The organism is Methylocapsa sp. D3K7 (assembly GCF_029855125.1).
Taxonomy (GTDB): Bacteria; Pseudomonadota; Alphaproteobacteria; order Rhizobiales; family Beijerinckiaceae; genus Methylocapsa.
Map to the genome: position 1 here is coordinate 2,049,943 of NZ_CP123229.1, position 19,799 is coordinate 2,069,741.

The window sequence follows — 19,799 nt, forward strand, 5'->3', positions numbered from 1 at the left end:
CATAAGACACTGCTAGAGCAATAGCCGATCATGTTGCATCGTATCCTGCGGCGGCGAAGTAGTTTTTGCATTCCGCTGGAGCGAACAGATCGATGATGCGGCCGATGGCGTCCCAGAGGCCGCCGACGGTTCGCTCGGCAGCCTTACGCAGATGAGCCTTCAGCTTGGAGAAGGCATTCTCGATCGGGTTGAAGTCCGGACTGTAAGGCGGCAGGTAGAGAAGGCTGGCGTCCGCCGCCGCGATCATCTCCCGCACTCTTGGCCCCTTATGGCTCGACAGATTGTCCATGACGACGATGTCGCCCGGCCGCAGGTCTGGAACGAGGGCCTTGTCGACATAGGTCTCGAAAGCGTCGCGGTTGATCGGCCCGTCCAGCACCCACGGCGCGATCATGCCGCGCGTCGTGAGGGCGGCGACAAAAGTCGTGGTCTTCCAGTGGCCATGGGGCACGCCGACGCGCAGGCGTTCGCCGCGCCGGCAACGGCCATGCGTGCGGGCCATCTTCGTCGAGGCCCAGGTCTCGTCGATGAAGACGAGGCGGTCAGGGTCGAGATCGATCTGCCCGTCGAACCAGTCCTCGCGCCGTTTCAGGACGTCGGGGCGATCCTGCTCGCTGGCGTGCGCAGTCTTTTTTTGCGCGTGATCGCATGACGCGCGAAGAAGCGGCGGATCGTGCCATAGCCGACGACAAGCCCCTTGTCCGCCAGCGTTTGGCGTAACTCCTCGATGGTGATGTCGGGCGTCGCCTCGAGCACGCAGAGGACTGTGTCCTTATGGGCGTCGATCCGGCCCGACCGACGATCCCCGCCGAGCGCCTTCGGACGCGCGTCACCCCGTTCCCGCGCAAGCTTTCGCCAGCGGCTGACGCTCGATGCGCTGACCGCGAACCGCGCGCCGGCTTCGCGATGGCTTAGACCCTGCGCAACCGCGGACAGTACACGAACCCGAAGATCGAGAGACAAGGCTTTCGACATGCCTGCCGGCCTCCTTGCTCCGGCAGACAGTTTGAATCACCTCAAGCCCGATTCGGGAATCCCTTCAGATTCATTCAGGTCGGATACTGCTCTAGCGAGAGATCGGGCGCAACCGCAAAATCCGACTTTGCGATCTCTCGTGTCGGAGTGATAGGCGCAGATGCGATAATAGTGGGTTTGGTAGCGGGAGAGGCGGAGATGTTGAGTCGCTTGGTCATGGGGCAGCCTGAAGCAAGAGGAAAAACCGAACTCCTGACCGAGATTTGGAGCGGCGATTTCGCCTAGGCTTGCCTACAACTTAAAGGCCACCTAAAAAGACGACGAAAGATGGTATACTCCTATCTTCCGTCACTTGTCAATGTTTCATAAGTATTTGATAAATAGATAAATTTTGCCAATTCTATAAATTCTTTGTCAACGCCACCCCTATACTAATTCTTTGTCTGATCACGCCGAAACTGCGGAGATAACCCTATCTGCTACGCTCAATTCCGTTTCTTCGTTTTTCCCTGCATTTTTCCCTGTTCTGAGGGAAAATTTTGCCGGAGACCGGTTTGCGCATGACTGTCTCATCAGCCATTGTTTTTATGGGAGTTTCCGACACTATACGCTTCGACAATCAGAGCGGTTTGAAGACAGTTTGAAAAATATGTTCACTTTTCGCGCTCTTTTTTCGCCCGCGCGATTTCCAATTTCGTGATCGCCGATTGCGCCAGCGCCGGGTCTCTGCAGAAGTAATGCGAATCCAAAATTGATCGGACATCGCGCAAGCTATGGCCGGTGATGGTTGCGATCTCAGCCTCGGTTCCACCGGCCAGAAAGAACCGCAGGACGGCCGTTCCCCTTAGGTCATGGAATGTCACGCCGGATACTCCGGCAGCCGTACATCCCTTACGCCAAGAGGCATGAAAGCCGTTTGCAGTCCATGCCCGGCCGCGCGTACTTATGAGGATTAATGGCCCGCGTTTTTTGCTGGCGTCGAACGCCACTTTCAGTGGCGCCCCGACCGGGACCGTCGAGTGTCGACGGAATGACCAATTCGATGATAGGGCGGCGCGACCAGCCAAAAGTGCGCGCATCGAAATAGGCTCTCTCCATATAGGTGAGGCTCGGGGCAATGATGATGCCAGAGGCGTGGTGTTCCGACGGCGCGCGCCCCAGCAAATCGGACAGCGCGACATTCATGCGAAAGGTCGAGATACCCCGCATCCCGTGCCGAGAATTTCGTAACTTCTCGTTTCGTGTGGCTGCCGTCGACCTTCAAAAAGGTTCCGTTGCCCAAAGGCAGGAAGTTAGACACCGGGCGCTCGACGATCCGCAGTCCATGCACGGCAAGATCGAGGTCACGAATGATTTTTGGGTTCAATAGAGAAACAGCATACGCCGCGACCGAATTATGAAAGCCTGGACCGAATTCTTCCGTCATCGCGGCGCCACCGGCGATGGGGCGCTGATCGAGCACCAATACCTTGAGACCGGCGATCGCCAAATAGGCCGGGCAAACAAGACCATAGTGACCACCGCCGATGATGACCACATCGTACATCATCCGCCCTTTCACAAGCCATGAACGGCGAGGATCATACTGCAAAAGGCAGTGTTCGGGCAGAAGCGCCGCGTGCGAAGAGAAGCATCAGTTCCCGGCTGGCGGTCCCTCAAACGATCGTCAAGGAGTGTCATTAGGGTTGGCTTTTGCTGGTTCGAGCTCTATGAGGGAGCGTCTAATATATGCCACTCACTTTCTCAAAGCGGCACGACTCGAATGAACAGAGTGCGGCAAACATTTGAACCAACGATCCGCCGGGCCTTTCACCTCTATTGGCGCTGGACAAGGGGGGTGACACTCGGCGTTCGCGGGCTCGCGATTGATAAAGACCAAAGGATCTTTCTTATCACGCATACCTATGTTCCCGGTTGGCAATTGCCGGGTGGCGGGGTGGAACCCGGAGAGACGATGGCCGAGGCTCTGGCTCGCGAACTCGTGGAGGAGGGCAATATCGAAATTCTCGAGCCGCCGGTGTTGCACGGCCTGTTCTTCAACAGCCGGGTATCACAGCGCGACCACGTTGCGCTATTTGTTGTGCGCTCCTTCCGTCAGCAGCGTGCGCCGGCACCCAATCGGGAGATTGCCGCACACGGCTTTTTTTCTCTCGATGCTCTTCCTGAGGATACGACTCGCGGAACACGGGCCCGCATCACCGAGGTTATGTTGGGCGCACCTCTTTCAGAACGGTGGTGACGAAATAGGTGCATGTTCGTGCATGACCGAACAGGGGTGAATTTGCGCACAGATGGAATAAAAAAGCTGATTCTCCGGCATTGATTTGTCTGGACGACGCCCTCTGCGGCGTTGCATTGGGGTGATCGCTACCGGCGCATTATTTCTGATGTCTTGGTCTGAAGCGATTGCGATCCCTTTTTGCTCCGCATGGATGGAGGAGGAAGGCGACGCCTGGTCCATATGGTGGGTCGATGGGAAAAGTGGCGACCGACCAGCCGCCGCCGCCAATGATTACAACAGCGGCGCGGCTCTTTGGGCCTTTCAACCAATCCAGAACCCGAGACATCAGAAGCCGGTCGTTAACAGCTGACCATACTTGGCCAATCTGACAACGCTCATCGCATTGCTAGCCGCGATGAAAGTCTTCGATTCCGTGATGCCAATGTTTTTCGGTAGCGATATGTAGTAGCGCCCGGAAGCGGCCTTTTTGGGCGTCGTCGAGACTGTCGTAAAGAGGCTTTGCTGCGTCGACGAGTTGTTCCAGTTCGCTAGAGCGAGCCGCAAGGCGTTTGGCGCGTTGCTGTAGGCCTTCAATCACGCTGCGATGCTCTTGAAGTTCCTTGGCCTTGTCGCGCCATTCTGCGATACGCACTGCGCGCGATTTTGCCTGTTCGCGTAATGCCGTTTCCAACGCGGGCCAATTCTTTTCCTGCGCCGGCGTCAGTTTGAGCCCGGTTTTCAGTGCTGCGATGCGTGCATCCGTGATGGCGATTTTCCCATCTTTCGCAATCAGTTGCGCTGCTCCTTTTGGCAGGTTTCACTGCCAGTTTGAGCAATTCGTTTCGCGTCGCCAGCCGCGCTATATGTTGCACTAATCCCACACTCACCAGTCATTAACGTGTCAAGCGTGACTTTGACGAAGTTTTGACGAAATGCCGGGACATTCGAGTCTTGAGTGCAACGAAGTATGCCTTCCCGTTAACAACTAAAGCAACCGGGAAACCCGGCTTCAGCTAGAGGAACTCGGATACGCGTACTTCTGACCTGGTGAGAGGAGCAATGAACGAGCTTTACGTCGACTCCATAATGGTTGCCGGGTCTCTCTTCGCTCTGGTCGCGTGCATCGCGAGTCGTAGCGACGTTCAGCTATATGGACAGGCAGAAATTGCCTTGCTTTGGACAGTCATAATGACTGGCCTTTGTAACCCGTCCCAATCCTCTGTCCTCTTGACGCAGCAGGACAGAAATCCCGCTTTAACAGCCACTTCCTCCGATAATCGCGTTTATTCGGAAGAGTTCATCGATACGCCGCAGCATTCTGGACAACAACTGTCTCAGACTGCGCCGCCGAACGCGGCTCTAGAAAGCGACGTTCTTGATAATGAGCGACAGATCACACCGGGCCCGTTGCTCGGTTTATATTCCTGGACGGCCGTTTATGACATCTCAGAGCACACGGTCTATCTACCGGATGGCACAAAATTGGAAGCGCATTCAGGCAAAGGCGACAGGTTGGACGATCCACGTTACGTGCAGGAACGCATGCGTGGAGCGACGCCGCCCAATGTCTATGAGCTGGCGTTAAGGGAGAAGACCTTTCACGGGGTTCAGGCGTTGCGTCTCAAACCTATAAGCGGCGGTAACACCTTTGGACGGTCAGGTCTCCTCGCCCACACTTACATGCTTGGTCGGAGGGGTGAGTCCAATGGATGTGTGGTCTTCAAGAACTACAATGTGTTTTTGCAGGCATTTCAAAATGGTCAGGTCAAACAACTGATCGTGGTGGATAATCTGAAAGTCCGCAACGGGTACGAGCTGACTTTAGCGCAGGCCTCATTCGCGCCAGTACCGTTGAAAATCTCGACGGTTCAGCGATACGGATTCCCATCTGTCGCGTTGTTGATGGACTGAGCAGGTCGGTGATCTCAAAGCGGGGTTTCCCGCCTTGCCTATGCCATCATTGCTGCCATTGCGTGCACCAATCACCAGGGCGACTTGCGTGACCTCCCGCGTCGCGTGCGCTGCTAGCGCACCTTCACCGTGAGGTCGGTGCCAACCGGGCCCGTCTCTCCGCTGACCGGCTGGTCAGAAATGATGAGCGAGGCGCCTGTCCATAGGCGCTCCGCGATCCGGTCGTGAACGTCTTTGGCAATCTCGATTCGCTCAAGCGCATCGGCGGCGCTCGAAGGGGACCCGCGCGGTTTCGGCGGTAACTCGACCTGTTCGGCGCCCGAAGCCGCTTTCCTCTTATGTTCGCGCCATTCTTCAGCACTCCGAGTCGGGATCGACACGACCGACCATTTGAGCGAAGTCCCATCGTTTTCCGCTGCCGTTGCGATGTAAAGGTGCGAACCCAGCGGCGTTGCAGGATCGCGCACACTTACAGGCGCATCGAACACAGGCGCCAGACCCTGGCGCACGTAAATCCGCTGGTCTTTTTTGCTGACCAGAACGGACAGAGGCGACATTCGCCGCACCGCTTCCTTCTCGGCATTTGTGGCGGCGCCGTAGGCTTCTGTCGCATCGTTCAACTGTCGAACGGCGTCCTCCAAGTCAGCGGCCTTAGCAGCGGAAGCGGTTGTCGCGGCCTCGAGCTTAGCCGCGGTATCAGCCAGCTCCGCAGCCGTATCCGTGGTGCCCACCATCTGTTCGTACGGCTTGGCCGGGCGTCGAGCCACTGACCGGCCGGCGCCAATCTCATCGGCGGCCTTGAGCTCTGCCCCCAGGATGGATTCCTGTTGGCTGGCGGACACGTCGGAGCCCACCACTTGGTCTGCCTTGGCCGCGGTTTCGGCTTTCGCCTGAGCTGAAGCGTAGGCAGCTTCGGCCGCTTTGAGCTCAGCGGCCGCGCGAGCAGCTTCTCGCTGCCCTACCCGGACGGCCGCGGACATCTCCTTTATGGTCTTGCCGGCCGCAGCCTTCTCGGCCACAGCCTTAGCCCTGAGCTGCTCGGCGTATTGATGCGGATTGATTAGAGACGACGGCGGGGTGGCAGCGAGGGACGCCTGCGGCGTGCTGGGAGCAGCTTGGTCCGCTTCCGCCACGACCTGCATCTTTGGCGCAGGGAGCAGTGGAGATACGAATTCGATCGGCGTCACTTCCTCCGGCGAGATGACGACGCGCTCGCCGATCTTGGTCAATCCCCATAGTTTTGCGGCGAACCCGGCGGGGAGGCGGATGCAGCCGTGCGAGGCTGGATGACCGGGAACGACGCCGACATGCATGGCGATTCCCGACCAAGTGATGCGCTGCATGAACGGCATCGGTGCGCCAGAATAGATATTCGAGCGATGGAATCGCTCGCGGCCGATTATGGTAAACACGCCCTTGGGTGTCGCATGGCCAAGCATGCCAGTCGAAACCGCCGAGCGATCAACGAGCCCATCGTGATTGTATATGGAGACCCGCTGGTCAGCGATCGAAACAACGGCAAAAAGCGGCAACTCGTGGTTATTGACTTCGGCACGCTTCACCCCTGGTTCAGACTTCGCACCGCTATTCTTCAAGCTGCCATGGCGATTTGCGCTGCGTGCGGCCCCAGACCGTTCAGTGTCGAACGAAGAGCTCCCCAGCGCCGCCGTCCGCATCGCCTCGAGGCCGAGGGCCTTCGTCGCAACCGAGATTGCAAAGATCGCCGAAAAGATGCACGCGGAGACCATCCGGCCGCGCGCCTCAACAGAAATTCTCATGTGATTGGAGATCCCCCTGCTCAGACTGTCTTTTGCCGTGCGCCGCTCGAACACATCGAGCCCCTCTTCGGATAACGCGCACAAAGCCTCAGCGGTTCCATTTCCTGAGAAAAATTCGGCATTTAAACGAAACGTCCGTCTATGATCGCAGAACCCACAAGGCCCAGAACTATTTCATGCGACCCCGGCTGGGCCGGCCATGCCAAAAGCTGACATTAATATCACTTCCCTATGGGTCGTAGCATTCCCGGCGAGTCTGGCTACCCGAAAATCCCTCCGGATCGCGTGACTTTCCAGCGGTTTCACGGGGAGGCGGCAGAAGGGGTACACGGCTCACCCGCCCGCCGCATAACTTTTTGGTATTGCATGGTAATAAAATTTGTGCCGCTTTGTGCCGGACGCAGGACCGTCCATGCCCTTCCGCACGGCCTGGCAACTCATGTATTCTTAAACACGAATCCTCTACTTTTTAAAGCAGGGCGAATATCAGAAACTTTCGAAAATTTTTTTCAGCAGTTGGTGGATACAATGACAAGTTCATCCATTGGGTATTTTTCTAAAATTGACGCCTGGACTTTGCGGGCGGCATTCGCCGTGATCGCGATCCTCATTGGAATCGCCGCAAGCCATGCGGAACCGCAGTCCCCGATCCGGCCCCGGCTATCCGTCGCCAAATTGGCATTCTTTAAGTCTCATCCTACGGTTTGGAATGAGTTCCTGTCAAAACTGCCCCGGCGGCCGTCTGGGCTTCCACGAGCGACGCGGCAACCGCTGTCTCCGCCCGCCGGAGGAACCTGGCAGGTGGTCACGGCTGTGCCCGGTGGCGGTGCTCCCGGGCTTTGTGATCCGCAACTGCTGACCGACGGGACCGTCATTGTGCATAACTGTGATGCCCCCGATTGGTGGAAGCTGACCCCTGACAATACCGGCAGCTACGTCAACGGCACTTGGACTGCGATCGGCTCGCTGCCGGTCATCAAAGGCACGCAATATGCGCCGCAATATAACGCCTCGGCGGTCTTGCCGGATGGCCGCGTCATCATCATGGGCGGCGAATACAACGGAACAAACCCCAACGAGGTCTGGACCAACTTGGGCGCCATCTACGATCCGGTGGCCAATAGCTGGAGCCCAGTACCGGCACCCAGTGGCACCGGTTGGACCACCATTGGCGACGCGGCAAGCACCGTGCTGCCCAACGGTATATATTTGCTCAGCAGTTGCTGCGCCAATCCGTCCGTTGACGCCCTGTTCAATGCCTCGGCTTTGATCTGGACAAGCACGGGAGCGCCTAGCGGCTACCAAAACGAGCAAGGCTATACGCTTTTGCCGAGCGGCAAGGTGATGACGATCGATGTCTGGGATCCGCCCAAGGCCCAGCAATATGATCCGGCAGCGGGCTCGTGGACTGGGATCGCAAGCACGCCCATATCGCTTATCGATCCGGTTGCCTGCAACAATTTTGAAATAGGCCCGTCCGTCACCCGCCCCGATGGCAGTGTCGTGGCATTTGGCGGCAATACCGGCTGTACCGCTCTAACGGCTGATCCCACTGCAATCTATACAACCTCCACCAACAGCTGGATCACGGGTCCCAATGTTCCCGCGATTGGGGGAACAAGTTATACGCTTCCCGACGCTCCGGCGGCGCTGCTTCCGAACGGCAATATTTTGTTTGCCGCAAGTCCAGGCTTCGGCAATCCGCCCACTCACTTTTTTGAATTTACCAGTGCAAACACCATCAATCAGGTGGCCGATGACGTCTTCTTCGCAAGCACCTCGGGCGCCTTCTATTATAACTTCCTCGTGCTGCCGAACGGCCAAATCCTGGCGACCGATTTCAGCGCCAATGTCGAGATCTACACGCCAGGTGGCAGCCCCAATGCGGCTTGGGTGCCGTCCGTTACCTCCGTGCCAAGCTGCGTCGCGCCCGGCAGCTCATACGTCCTCGACGGCACTCAGCTCAATGGGCTGACGCAAGGGGCGGCCTACGGCGATGACGTGCAGGGAGCGACCAACTATCCGCTGGTGCGCATCGTCAACAACAGCAGCGGACATGTGTTCTATGCGCGCACGTCCGGGCATAGCACTATGTCCATTGCGCCCGGCCAAACAGGATCAACAAATTTTGCGGTGGCGGCGGCCACTGAACTCGGCGCCAGCACACTTTACGCGATCGCCAATGGCATTGCCTCCGCCGGGACAGCCGTGACGGTCGCAAGCTCCTGTGCGTCCGGTCCCACGCTGGCACTCACTCCCGCAACCGGTATCGTTGCCTCGGGTGTGCATGGCGGCTCCTTCTCACCGTCATCGTTCCGCTACCAGCTCAGCGCCTCTATGGGCAGCCTGACTTATGCGATCACCAACGTGCCGAGCTGGCTCACCGTATCATCGACGTCAGGAACACTCAGTCCATCGCCCAAGACCGTTGCCTTCAGGATCAACACCCACGTAAAAACTCTTTCGCCCAACACCTACATCTCGAGCATTAATTTCAACAACACTACCAATGGCGCTGGAAGCACAACCCGCACCGTGATGCTGACCGTCAACCCGAAGCAATACAAAATCACGGTCAAGGCATCGCCTACGGCTGACGGTACCGTCAGCGGCGGCGGCACATTCCCAGAAGGCTGCGCGTGCACCGTGACAGCCACGGCCGCGAACGGCTTTACCTTTGTCCACTGGACCCAAGGCAGGAAAGTAGTGAGTTCATCCGATACATATACATTCACGCTCAGTGGAAACGTCCGTCTGGCGGCGATCTTCAAAAAGGTGCAGAGCGCGGCGAGGTAAGCGGAAAGGCTACCATATTGCGGAGCGCGCGAAGTTCCGCAATTTCAGGCAGGCCGTTCACGACACAGCGAGCCCCGGCGCATTCAAGCATCAGCAGGGCTCTGGCTTCGCCTCGGCGAAGCGATCTGTGATTTAGGCAGACTTGCGCGAGGTAACGTCTACTTGGCCTTCGCGGGCGATATCGCTCGAAGACATCTGATTAAGGGCGGCGGCGTTTCAGCATGGCCGGCATTTAAGACTTACGCGCCGCCGTGACCCCGTGCCTGACGGGGTCCGTTATACTGTCCAGGTGGAGTCATCGCTTCTCCATTGCAGTTGAATCGATGAGTTGCCGAAAGAAGGACCCTTCTGCTTCCAACCGGCTCTTGTGAACGACGGAGAAAGCACTGCAAGTGTTCTCCCCTTCCGTTCGCCTGTCAATAATTTTCGGGACATTTTCCAATGCAATCACGTCCCATGTCAGCCTATATCCTTTTGTTCGTCCGGCGTATGTGAGCTGGCACATTTGAAACCACGGAAGCACCGGGGGCGGGCTTTCCGGTGCCGGGGCTGCTCTGTTCCAGCAATGTCTCATAAACGAGAGCGATCGCATCTGGACCAACGCTTACGCTGCCGCGAAACGGATTGTCGAGCGCCGCGATAGAGAAAATCACAAGCCCGAGGATAGACGCCAAGACACCGCCGAGAATCAGGTGCACATGGATCTGCATGTCCTGCAGCCAAATCAAAACGATGTTCCCTAGCGCGCCAAACATCACAACCCACCAAAGGACGGCCGGCAACCCGGTTGAAACACTCGCAAGCCGGTCCCGGCGGAGCACAATGAGATTGTTGAACTCCTCTACGGCTTCGGTGTGAAAAATCACTTCGCTTTTCTTGATGGGCTCAAAGGCGACCAATACTTTGAAGAGCTCATTGACGCGGACGGTTCCTCCTTCTGGCACGATGCCTTTGCGCATCTTCGGCCAATCCTCCTCAATCGTATAGCGTGCATATTCGCGCAAGCGGTCTTCCAATTGGCCGCGGATAGGCTGCGGATAGGCGGCAAAATCACGATAGAGGGAACCAATGCTAGAGGCTTCCTTGTCGACGAGATTGCCGATATCGTTGTAATTTTGATAGGTGGCAACACTGAGGAGGCCAAGCAAGAGACCGAAAAGCACGAAATAACTCGACAATGCCACACCGACCATATCATTGGTGCGCTTTTCTCGATGGATCCAGGAATGGAAAGTCAAGCGCGTAAGAAAAATGCCCGACCAGGTCAGACCGACAGACAAAAAGCAAAACAAAGCCTCGATGACCCAGCTTGGATAATTATAGATCCAATAAAACATAACGATACCCTGCTTTGTTCAGGTTGGAAGATCAGATCGCAATCTCGCGGCCGATCTCGACAACGTCATCAATCGGAAGTTTGAAAAAGGCTGTCACATGCACGGCATTTCGTTCCATCGCAGCGAAGAACGAAGTCTGCCATCCGGGCAGTCCCTTCCCGTCTTCTTTGGGAACGATGGTTTCGCGGCCAACATAATAGGTGACGTCAATGAGCTGGAGGGGGAAACCTTGCGCGCGCGCTTCTTTCAAGAGATCCGGAATGTTCGGTCTTTCCATAAATCCGTAGCGCGCCGTTCCCCGCCAGAAATTCGGCCCCAGCTCGGTCAGCGATAAGCGTTCGGAGTCCTTGATCCTAGGAACGGATTGTATTTCGATTCTGAGAACGAACAATTGTTCGTGCAAGGCCCGGCTGTGCGTCACGTGCCAAACCATGACGGGTGGCGTGTCGCGAACGCTCCGTGTGAGAAATACAGCGGTGCCAGGAACTCGTGGAATATTTTTGGATTCGATCATACCCAAGAATTCATCAACCGGAACGACCTGCTCGTTGAAGACCCGGCCGACCGCCATCAATCCCCGGTGCCAGATCAGCATGACGCCATAAACGAGGCTGGCGAGAATCAAAGGAACATATCCGCCATCGGCGACCTTGGTGAGATTGGCAAGGAAGAAGCCGGTGTCTATGCAGAGGAAAATGCCCGCAACCGCCCCGCTCAAAAGGAGCCCCCAGCCCCATATCTCACGCATGGCAATGAAGAGGAGTGCCGTCGTCAAAAGCATGGTTGCCGAGACCGCGATGCCATAGGCGGCGGCAAGATGGTCCGAACTCCCGAAGAACAACGTCAAGCCAATTGTCGCCGCCATGAGCAGCCAGTTGACGACCCCGACGTAAATCTGGCCGTAGCCTTTCTCGGATGTCTGGGTGATCCGAAGACGCGGCAGCCATTCCAGCAAGATGGCCTGCCGGGTCATCGAGAAGGCTCCGGTGATGATCGATTGGCTGGCAATGATCGTCGCGAGCGTCGCCAGAATAACAAAAGGAATGAGCAGCGGTTCAGGGCACAGCCGGTAGAAGATATTGTCGGCGGTAGAGGCGCCATCAATGACGATCGCGCTCTGCCCCGCGTAATTGAGGAACAGGCTCGGGAGCACGAGACCCGACCAAGCGAGCCGGATAGGACGGCGGCCGAAATGCCCCATATCGGCATAGAGCGCCTCGGCGCCGGTTACGCAAAGAAAGACCCCGCCCAAAACGAGAAAGCTCGTGTAACCATTGGACAAAAGATAGTGAAGTCCGAGAAGAGGATTGAGGGCGGCGAAGACAGCCGGATGCCGGAAGATCCCAAGGATACCCAGCACCGCTATGGACAAGAACCAAAGAGCCATAATCGGGCCGAAGGCTTTTCCGATGCGCGCCGTCCCAAGCGGCTGGATGGCGAAAAGCGCCCCGAGAATCACGACCGCCGCGGGCAGGACATAGGGCTTCAAGGCCGGCGTCGCGATATTCAAGCCTTCGAGCGCCGAGAGAACCGAAATCGCCGGCGTGATCGCACCATCGCCATAGATCAGAGCGGCGCCGAACAATCCCGCCGCGACGATCGCGGGCCTTTGATGTTTCTTGATACCAAGCAGAGCCATGAGCGCAAGAATGCCGCCCTCGCCATCATTGTCGATACTCATGGCAAGCGTCACATACTTCACGGAAGTAATGAGGATCAGCGTCCATAGGATCAATGAGAGAACGCCCAGGACGGCTTCGGGCTGCGGCGTGCCGCTGGTCAGATTGAGGACGGTCTTGAGTGTATAAAGTGGACTCGTCCCGATATCGCCAAAAACAATCCCAAGCGCGGAGAGACTTAACGCAGCCAAACTTGCCCGTCCGGGTGAACGAGCGGCATCAGGCTGCGGGTTTTTGGCGGCTTGGCCCATGAGTTCAAATCCTGCAATCTAAGAAATGTGAAAGATACATAATCGGCAATCTCTTCTGGCACGCCCGTTCAGCACTCCAAGCCTCCGATCGGAGCCATGTTGCGATTTTGACGTTGCCACAAACTTGCTATAAGGATCGGCCGCGATCGAGAGCATTCATCCGAAGTCTCAACCGCTGATGGCTCGCACCCTGCGGAAAACAAAGCTTTCGAGATGTTCGGTTTCGCACAACCCGCCGATCACCGGCTCCTACTCCCCCGATCGGGGTTCAATCCCGTTCCCAACCGGATGGCGAAAACTTTGGCCTAAGTCCTGGAACGGTGATCAATTTTATACATACACGTCTCGGTGTCACGCCCTAGCGTTCATTCCGGGGAACTCAACGAAAGCCTGGAATACGCATGGATCAACGAACTTTGAACGCGGGCACGCCGCGCGATTACCGCGCGCTCTCGCTTGTCCTCGCCCGCTATCGCAAGCCCGATGGCGCCCGTGGCCTTTTCGAACTGGCGATCACGGCGGTGCCGTTTGTCCTCATCTGGATTGCGATGTGGGCCGCTTTGGACATTGGCTATTGGATTTGTCTTTTGCTCGCCCTGCCGGCGGCCGGTTTCCTTGTCCGCCTTTTCATGATTCAGCACGATTGCGGCCACGGGGCATTTTTCCGCCATCGCCAAGCCAACGACTGGCTTGGCCGCGTGATTGGTGTGTTTACGCTTACGCCCTACGATTTCTGGCGGAAAGCCCACGCAATCCATCATGCAAGTTCGGGCTGTCTCGATCGCCGAGGCATCGGCGACATCGACACTTTGACCGTGCGCGAATTTCTGGCACTGTCACGATGGCGCCAGTTGCTCTACCGCTTGTACCGGCACCCGTTTGTGTTGTTCGGGATTGGTCCCGTGTATGTGTTTGTCTTGCGGCACCGGCTGCCAATGGGAATGATGCGCGGCGGCTGGCGGTCCTGGCTAAGTACAATGTCAACAAACGCCGGGATCACTATTCTCGTCGCTGGGATGATCTGGCTGCTTGGGGTTCGTCCATTCCTGCTCGTTCAACTGCCAATTACCGTTTTCGCAGGCTCGATTGGCGTGTGGCTTTTTTACGTCCAGCACCAGTTCGCGGATACCTTCTGGGCCAGTGACGAGGGAGGATGGAATTTTCACGAGGCGGCGCTGCGCGGCAGCTCACATTACGATTTACCGCATGTCCTGCGCTGGTTCACCGCCAATATTGGGGCGCATCACATCCATCATCTCTGCAGCAAAATCCCTTATTACCGGTTACCCCAGGTGCTACGGGATCATCCGCATGTCGCGGCGATTGGACGGCTTACGCTGTTGCAGAGTTTCCGTTGTGTGCGGATGGTGCTTTGGGACGAGAGCCGACGGCGCCTCGTCTCCTTTGGGGAGATACGGAGCACCAGGCCGGGTATGGTCGAGATGAAAACACCACATTCGACCGATACACAAAGCATTCAAACGGAACCATAGCTGCAATGGCGCGTTCGTAAGCGCGCGCCATCAGGATCATTAAGTGCGCAAAGAGTGCGCAAAAGTACGGCGTTTTGGATTTCCGGCACCGTTATAGATAGCGACTAGGGCAAGTTGAGAACGGCCCGCAACCAAATCCTCGCGCGAATCTAATATACGTCGGGTTAATTCCTATATATCAATAAGCGATGAGGTTTGAGTTGTGCTCGGCGCTTGTCGCGATAGTCTGTACTTAAACGAGCCGGCGCGGCACGCGCGGCCTTTTACACCCGAGTTGGTGATCCAATGGCTCTACACTTCCCCAATGCTAGCCGCAATTACGATGCGTCAAGGCATTGTGTCCGCTTTTGGGGACATGATTCAACGACAGAGGTCTCTTTCTACCTAGAGGAGGAGGCCCTTTTCAAGATCAGCCCCTATTCGGATCACGACGAGGCATCGATGCTGCATGTGTTCGACGTGAATCTCGCGCGGATACAAGAAGCCGCTAGCGCCGTTTACGCTCGCTCGCCGCAGCGGCAGAGTTATCTTCGATTGTCGGCGGCAGATTTATCGCAGCCCGTTCATCATGGAGGAAAACATGTCAAGAGGTGACAAACACGGCAATCGTGAAGCCAAGAAGCCAAAAAAAATCAAGCCAAAGGAGGCCGCACCCGTGTCAACCTTTTCTTCAATTCAAAAGAAGGCAGGGGAAGCAGCGAAGTCAAACAAGAAATAAGAACCGCGCCGCGATAGCTGCCGCAAATGCGGGGCGGGAAGCATCTTATATCAATATTTTTTGTGAGCCTCAGCGGGGGTTATGGGTGCTCACCGAAAACATGCGCGGCATCGGCCTCAGGCGATCTTTTTTCAGTCGCCGCAATTGATTTTTGCTCCTGTGCCTGGAGCTCATGCTCGCTGGCGACGCGTTCGTAAGCTTCTCCATCGCTTTTGATGCGATACTGTAATTCCGTGCCCACCGGCGGCAAAAGCTTCGTGATGGTAAAGAAACCAACCCGCTTCAAATAGGTTCCACCTCGCCCATCGAAGTTCACATGCTGACCTACCGAGTAGATGTGCCGTGTCATAAGTTTTTTTCCTTTTTATAAGTATGAGAGAACGTAGAAGCGGGACGCATTTCATCACGCTCTGCCACGCTCGGCTGACCAGGAACAGCGCGATAATGACTTCGGAACGAGACGGGGGCAGCAAATCAATGGGCGGCACTCAAGGACGCCATTTGAATTTTGGCAAGCTGTTGCCTGGCAAAACGCTGCGAGAATATCTGCGTATTTTGCTCCCGATCAAGAGCGGGCAGACATGCCAGGAGCCTAAAAACAACGGCCACGAGTGGAAGAGCACGCGTACATCCGGCGTTGCCCCAGCCCATCGCGACCGTATCTGGCAACGGAGCCCTAACGGCATCTACGTTACCGTCCTACATGTGGGCCATTGTGGGCGAATTGGCAAGGGGTGTGTCGTAACACGCCGCAGAATATCTCGCTGTCCCCATATTCAAGCAACTTACCACGGCAGCTCTCAGCGGAACAAAAACAGTCAATTGGCCGCATTCAAAACTGTGGCGCAGCCGTCACAGTCATGGCAAATTTAGGGCGAGTCAATTTCGATGGTTCCCTTCGTGATACATGAAGCTGGGCGGATCTGGTTTGCATCCGCCAAGGTGCATTCGTTTCATTATCCTTAAGCCCGCTAGCAGGAGGGAGTTATGACCAATACGCCTGGGAGGATACGAGCCGCAAGAGAGGCGTGGCAGGCCGCAATGGTGGCTTACGAGTCGCAGAGGCTCGAAGTGAACAGGCTTTGGCTCGCCTATCTGGACCTAGCGGATCCCGTACTCGCCCCCAAAATTCGTAAACTGGTCATGCGGGGCGAAAAAGCCGCCATCAGGCCCGCCGACGAAAGATTGCCTCTTGGGAAAACCAGGCCGCTGGGGCCCCCGGCGCAAATGTTGCCAAAGATGCGGCATGAAGGTCCGTATCATCATCCGGGACGCGATTCAGTGCCTCACCCTGGCGAGACGGATCAAGGTCTCCCATTTGAGTGATGCGTCCCCGATTGCCACTTGCCAAAATACGCGAGACTTATCTAGTGGCATAGGCGGGTTGGCCAAGGCAAAGCAACAATGGGCACTGAGATCAGGATCGCTTCTAAAGGAATCATCGAGACGCTTCGTGAGCGAATCGCGGAGCTGGAAGATCTGGAATCTCAAGGGGGAGGAACGTCCGACACGCATGAGGAACTTGTTGATCTCCATGAGTTCCTTGGCAATCTCTGCAAAATATCGCTAGAACGTACCGGCAGGACCATTCAATGATCCCCCCGTATGGAAGCATCCATCTATAAAAAACCCCTGATCCCGGCGCAGAATTAGGCAGCCGGGCCCAGGGGTAAGCGGGCTCGGGGAGGAATAACCGAGCAATGACGGAAAGCAAGAATCCTGCCAATGGCGTCGATGGCCATCGTTCAAAGGACGGCCCGCCACTATGCCTTGGATTTGATCAAATGGTTTTCGGATCAGCTCGCTGCCTATAGGCACGATGTCCACTGCATCCAAAGAATCGGGCAATGAGCGATCATGCTCTAGGCGAACTGGCGTCCCGGAAGGGATTCGAACCCCTGACCTACGGTTTAGGAAACCGTTGCTCTATCCTGCTGAGCTACCGGGACAATCCCATATCCGACCAACTCGCATGCGTCTACACTCGTGCCGCGCATAAGAGCGTGCGCCTTGCTACTCTTGTAAGATGGCACGAAGAGCAGCGAACCGCTTAACCAAATCAGCGCTTGGTTTCCAGGTAAAGACAGATGGCCTGGGTCCGGTTACGGACATCGAGCTTGCCAAAAAGATTCCGCAAATGAAATTTCACCGTATTGATCGAAACGCCAAATTCCCGCGCCAATTGAGCGTTGCTCCGTCCGGATTCCAAAGCCGCGAGCAGATCGCGCTCCCGATGCGTAAGGCTCTTTAGGGGATTTGGCCGGACTCGATGAATATCGACGAATGGAAACACCATATCTCCAGACGCAACCGCCGCGAAAACCTCGAGCAGCCGTTCCGGGGGCGACAGCTTGGTGACGAATCCGGCGCCGCCCAGCCGTAATGTTTCCGCCGGTGCCGCCGTGTCCCTGGTACCGCTATAAACGACAATTTTCGGCGCGCCGGGGCGCTTGGCCAGCGCCTGCAAAATTTCTGGCGCGCGAATTGGCGGAAGTTCCCATCCGATTACCCCCAGACTGACAGGCAGATGAGTCAAGGAATTCAGAAAATGCAGGCCGTCGCTCGCCATCAGTAAAAGGTTGAACCGCCGGTCGCGGGTGAGAAGCGCCTCCAATGCGCTTAAGACCATCGGGTTTTTATCGGCGATGGCGATATTGACCGGGAAAATAGGACGGGCCCGTTCTGAGGGTTCACTCGTCCTGCCATATTGCGGATCTGGGTAACTCGAATTGCTGCGATCGGTGTCGCTTGGGGGGCTGTTGTTGGGGCTTAAAGAAAGGTCAAAAACTTGCGGTGCTGGTTGACGCTCCGGACTTTCATGGCCGCTGGAGGAAGGAGCTTGGGACACTGTCGGCAAGCCGCCAAACATCTGAAATGGTTTGGATCCGATCCTGGTCGACGACTCCTGGGCCAAAGTTTTCTCCCGTGGAACTCTCTACTCGCGCCTTAACTCACGCACCGTGTGTCCTTGCGGAAAAAAGCCGCGCCCTCGTGGCATCTCAATCCCTTTTTAATCCCTTGCGAAACTACCGCCGAGGGACCTCAAAGCAAAGATCCGCAAAAAATCACGTCCGGCGCCCCCGGCTTGACGTAACCCCGCGTTCCAAAGAGTCAAAAATGTAAAAAAGAAGAACCACGCCCGCGATCGCATCAACTTAAGTCTCTGCCACCAGGAGCAGACGATCGAAGCTTGCTGCATGTGACGCCCGGCTCAAAGGTCCGTGTTATTTGTTAGCAGCCCATTCTTGGACGCGGGATTGTTAACTCAGCACACAAACTCAGATAGCGTGGCTATTACACCTTCTTCGTTCTTCACGTCCACGTTAGCTCCGGGGCTTGAGGTGATCGAAGCAGATCGCACCACAGCGGCACCCGAGAGCTCGCAGATACCTAAAGATTTAATCGGCGAGGACCCAACGGCCGAAAAAATAGAGAGCGGCCACGCCGACAATAGCCATGACTGCCCCGATCGGGGTACCAATAAAACTCGCGATTTCAAGAAGTTCGCCCATTACATTCCTCCTACTGATGCTTGCATGATTCTAGTTGTTGTTTCCCGCTTGGTAGGATGTCTGCTACAGTTCCAGCATAGGACCAAGGCCCAAAGCTTACCTGCCGAAGCACCTCTCGCCACAAGCACTGAACTTAGCGTTCGTGCGGCAGCTATCATATCCTCTTCTCGCGGGGAGTCCACGTTATGGTTGCCCGAAATCTCGGCTGGCTAAACCTTGATTACAACCGGCTTTTCCATTTCGCGGTTATAAAATCAATTGCGCGCCCTGGTCAAGCGCCTCTTGAGAACGCCATTAACGGCGCCGTTTAACTTCCGTTGCTGTTAGGCAAAGACGCTGGCCGATTGGACCGCGCCGCGGACAGTCCGCGGCGCGAAGCTGCAATGACCGCCGGCCCCCTCCCGCCGGTCATGGGCATCTTCTGTCTCTAATGTCCCTGGCGACTTTGCTGCTCGGTCATGAAGCGCTCGAATTCCTCGCGATCCTTGGCGTGGCGAAGATTTTCCATATAATCCGCGAATTCGCGCTCCGCGGCGATAAGCCGCTGACGTTCTTCGTCGAGACGGGCAAGTTCCGCCGCACGCCACTCATCGAACGCACGGTTGCCTGTCGAGCCCATGCCAGAGCCGGAGCCCGGCCAATGATCCGCTGCGGTGCGCCAGCGTCGAGCGCCCCACGTCGCGTTCCACTTTTCCCGCCCGAACGTGACGATATCGCCCTGATAACCGGATTTTCTTTGCCAGAATTTCCAGCCAATGACGGCAACGCCGAGCGGCCAAAACACGATGAAGCCCATAACCATCGAAAGAACTTCGATCAGTTTCCAAGGCTCTCCGCTGGCGCACCCGCGCCAATTCGTGCTGCCCGTTGGACCGTTCGAAGATTGGTAAGCCATTCCGGTGTCGGTATTCATCTTGTTGCTCCTTTGGCAACGCTTCGGTATCCCCGCCTCCGCCGCCGCGTATCACGCGAAACGCCGGGACGCGGCGAGCCAGATATGGGTACGGTTTTTTTCTTGTCGACACCGGACGGAAAAATATTGGCGGCGGCATGTTTTGGGTGCCGATTTCGGGCGCAACCTCATGCGCTTGGCTGTTGCGGGGTATGCCTCGTTTCCCATATAAAGAT

Annotated in this window: 16 protein-coding genes, 1 tRNA gene and 2 pseudogenes; 8 read left to right on the plus strand and 11 right to left on the minus strand. The window is 56.5% G+C overall.

What is annotated here, in order from left to right; all coding sequences use genetic code 11:
* Positions 1 to 28 precede the first annotated feature (28 nt).
* From QEV83_RS09385 to QEV83_RS09395, 3 genes and pseudogenes are all read right to left on the minus strand, one after another.
* Positions 29 to 975, minus strand: a protein-coding gene (locus QEV83_RS09385) for an IS630 family transposase (RefSeq protein ID WP_280128127.1) whose coding sequence is annotated in 2 segments (ribosomal slippage) — positions 29 to 639 and positions 639 to 975 — 948 coding nt in all. Because the reading frame shifts where the segments join, the coding sequence is not laid out codon by codon here.
* A 653-nt stretch (positions 976 to 1,628) separates the two neighbouring features.
* On the minus strand, positions 1,629 to 1,838 hold the full coding sequence (locus QEV83_RS09390) for a hypothetical protein (protein ID WP_280130915.1): 210 nt from the start codon (positions 1,836 to 1,838) through the stop codon (positions 1,629 to 1,631).
* A gap of 398 nt (positions 1,839 to 2,236) precedes the next feature.
* A pseudogene (locus tag QEV83_RS09395) lies at positions 2,237 to 2,524 on the minus strand (NAD(P)-binding protein); the annotation flags it as partial.
* Between the two features lie 213 nt (positions 2,525 to 2,737).
* Here QEV83_RS09395 and QEV83_RS09400 point away from each other — a divergent pair.
* Positions 2,738 to 3,214 carry an NUDIX domain-containing protein gene (locus tag QEV83_RS09400; RefSeq protein WP_280130916.1) on the plus strand — a complete coding sequence of 159 codons (477 nt, stop codon included), beginning with the start codon at positions 2,738 to 2,740 and terminating at the stop codon, positions 3,212 to 3,214.
* A gap of 388 nt (positions 3,215 to 3,602) precedes the next feature.
* Here QEV83_RS09400 and QEV83_RS09405 read toward each other — a convergent pair whose 3' ends face one another.
* Entirely contained in the window at positions 3,603 to 4,010 is a 408-nt protein-coding gene (locus QEV83_RS09405) for a Spy/CpxP family protein refolding chaperone (protein ID WP_348273277.1), read from the minus strand.
* A 611-nt stretch (positions 4,011 to 4,621) separates the two neighbouring features.
* Between QEV83_RS09405 and QEV83_RS09410 the strand changes: the two are divergent.
* Positions 4,622 to 5,107 (plus strand): annotated as a pseudogene (locus QEV83_RS09410) (DUF2778 domain-containing protein); the annotation flags it as partial.
* Between the two features lie 113 nt (positions 5,108 to 5,220).
* Here QEV83_RS09410 and QEV83_RS09415 read toward each other — a convergent pair.
* A complete protein-coding gene (locus QEV83_RS09415) occupies positions 5,221 to 6,885 on the minus strand; it encodes a L,D-transpeptidase family protein (protein ID WP_280130917.1) in 1,665 nt (554 codons plus the stop codon).
* A 528-nt stretch (positions 6,886 to 7,413) separates the two neighbouring features.
* Here QEV83_RS09415 and QEV83_RS09420 point away from each other — a divergent pair.
* Positions 7,414 to 9,681: a hypothetical protein gene (locus tag QEV83_RS09420; protein ID WP_280130918.1), complete on the plus strand. Its 2,268-nt coding sequence runs from the start codon at positions 7,414 to 7,416 to the stop codon at positions 9,679 to 9,681.
* A 464-nt stretch (positions 9,682 to 10,145) separates the two neighbouring features.
* On the opposite strand, the gene QEV83_RS09425 is transcribed toward QEV83_RS09420, so the two are convergent.
* Together QEV83_RS09425 and QEV83_RS09430 are read right to left on the minus strand one after the other, a co-directional pair.
* Positions 10,146 to 11,018, minus strand: coding sequence for a DUF4239 domain-containing protein (locus QEV83_RS09425; protein WP_280130919.1), 873 nt, complete (start codon positions 11,016 to 11,018; stop codon positions 10,146 to 10,148).
* A gap of 31 nt (positions 11,019 to 11,049) precedes the next feature.
* A complete protein-coding gene (locus QEV83_RS09430) occupies positions 11,050 to 12,948 on the minus strand; it encodes a KUP/HAK/KT family potassium transporter (RefSeq protein WP_280130920.1) in 1,899 nt (632 codons plus the stop codon).
* 401 nt (positions 12,949 to 13,349) lie between these two features.
* Between QEV83_RS09430 and QEV83_RS09435 the strand changes: the two genes are divergently transcribed.
* From QEV83_RS09435 to QEV83_RS09445, 3 genes are all read left to right on the plus strand, one after another.
* Entirely contained in the window at positions 13,350 to 14,441 is a 1,092-nt protein-coding gene (locus QEV83_RS09435; protein WP_280130921.1) for a fatty acid desaturase, read from the plus strand.
* A 285-nt stretch (positions 14,442 to 14,726) separates the two neighbouring features.
* Positions 14,727 to 15,035 carry a DUF1488 family protein gene (locus QEV83_RS09440; RefSeq protein ID WP_280130922.1) on the plus strand — a complete coding sequence of 103 codons (309 nt, stop codon included), beginning with the start codon at positions 14,727 to 14,729 and terminating at the stop codon, positions 15,033 to 15,035.
* Positions 15,022 to 15,159 (plus strand): hypothetical protein, encoded by a 138-nt coding sequence (locus QEV83_RS09445; protein WP_280130923.1) that lies wholly within the window; start codon positions 15,022 to 15,024, stop codon positions 15,157 to 15,159. The genes QEV83_RS09440 and QEV83_RS09445 overlap by 14 nt, the downstream gene beginning before the upstream one ends.
* A 79-nt stretch (positions 15,160 to 15,238) precedes the next feature.
* On the opposite strand, the gene QEV83_RS09450 is transcribed toward QEV83_RS09445, so the two are convergent.
* The gene (locus QEV83_RS09450) at positions 15,239 to 15,508 is read right to left on the minus strand and encodes a hypothetical protein (protein ID WP_280130924.1); all 270 of its coding nucleotides are present in this window, start codon (positions 15,506 to 15,508) and stop codon (positions 15,239 to 15,241) included.
* 638 nt (positions 15,509 to 16,146) lie between these two features.
* On the opposite strand from QEV83_RS09450, the gene QEV83_RS09455 reads away from it, so the two are divergent.
* Together QEV83_RS09455 and QEV83_RS09460 are read left to right on the plus strand one after the other, a co-directional pair.
* Positions 16,147 to 16,485: a hypothetical protein gene (locus QEV83_RS09455; RefSeq protein ID WP_280130925.1), complete on the plus strand. Its 339-nt coding sequence runs from the start codon at positions 16,147 to 16,149 to the stop codon at positions 16,483 to 16,485.
* 78 nt (positions 16,486 to 16,563) lie between these two features.
* Positions 16,564 to 16,755, plus strand: coding sequence for a hypothetical protein (locus tag QEV83_RS09460; RefSeq protein ID WP_280130926.1), 192 nt, complete (start codon positions 16,564 to 16,566; stop codon positions 16,753 to 16,755).
* Positions 16,756 to 17,031: 276 nt separating this feature from the next.
* Here the strand turns inward: QEV83_RS09460 and QEV83_RS09465 are convergent.
* The 3 genes from QEV83_RS09465 to QEV83_RS09475 all read right to left on the minus strand — a co-directional run bounded on the left by QEV83_RS09465 (position 17,032) and on the right by QEV83_RS09475 (position 19,584).
* A tRNA-Arg gene (locus QEV83_RS09465) sits at positions 17,032 to 17,108 on the minus strand.
* 110 nt (positions 17,109 to 17,218) lie between these two features.
* Positions 17,219 to 18,007, minus strand: a complete 789-nt coding sequence (locus tag QEV83_RS09470; protein WP_280130927.1) for a response regulator transcription factor — start codon at positions 18,005 to 18,007, stop codon at positions 17,219 to 17,221.
* Positions 18,008 to 19,098: 1,091 nt separating this feature from the next.
* Positions 19,099 to 19,584 (minus strand): DUF2852 domain-containing protein, encoded by a 486-nt coding sequence (locus QEV83_RS09475; RefSeq protein WP_280130928.1) that lies wholly within the window; start codon positions 19,582 to 19,584, stop codon positions 19,099 to 19,101.
* Between the last annotated feature and the right edge of the window lie 215 nt (positions 19,585 to 19,799).

Coding starts and splice junctions, on each gene's coding strand:
- QEV83_RS09440 (WP_280130922.1), top strand. CDS start 14,727: ATGGCTCTACACTTCCCCAATGCTAGCCGCAATTACGATGCGTCAAGG.
- QEV83_RS09455 (WP_280130925.1), top strand. CDS start 16,147: ATGACCAATACGCCTGGGAGGATACGAGCCGCAAGAGAGGCGTGGCAG.
- QEV83_RS09400 (WP_280130916.1), top strand. CDS start 2,738: ATGAACAGAGTGCGGCAAACATTTGAACCAACGATCCGCCGGGCCTTT.
- QEV83_RS09445 (WP_280130923.1), top strand. CDS start 15,022: ATGTCAAGAGGTGACAAACACGGCAATCGTGAAGCCAAGAAGCCAAAA.
- QEV83_RS09415 (WP_280130917.1), bottom strand. CDS start 6,885: ATGAGAATTTCTGTTGAGGCGCGCGGCCGGATGGTCTCCGCGTGCATC.
- QEV83_RS09435 (WP_280130921.1), top strand. CDS start 13,350: ATGGATCAACGAACTTTGAACGCGGGCACGCCGCGCGATTACCGCGCG.
- QEV83_RS09450 (WP_280130924.1), bottom strand. CDS start 15,508: ATGACACGGCACATCTACTCGGTAGGTCAGCATGTGAACTTCGATGGG.
- QEV83_RS09420 (WP_280130918.1), top strand. CDS start 7,414: ATGACAAGTTCATCCATTGGGTATTTTTCTAAAATTGACGCCTGGACT.
- QEV83_RS09425 (WP_280130919.1), bottom strand. CDS start 11,018: ATGTTTTATTGGATCTATAATTATCCAAGCTGGGTCATCGAGGCTTTG.
- QEV83_RS09460 (WP_280130926.1), top strand. CDS start 16,564: ATGGGCACTGAGATCAGGATCGCTTCTAAAGGAATCATCGAGACGCTT.
- QEV83_RS09475 (WP_280130928.1), bottom strand. CDS start 19,584: ATGAATACCGACACCGGAATGGCTTACCAATCTTCGAACGGTCCAACG.
- QEV83_RS09430 (WP_280130920.1), bottom strand. CDS start 12,948: ATGGGCCAAGCCGCCAAAAACCCGCAGCCTGATGCCGCTCGTTCACCC.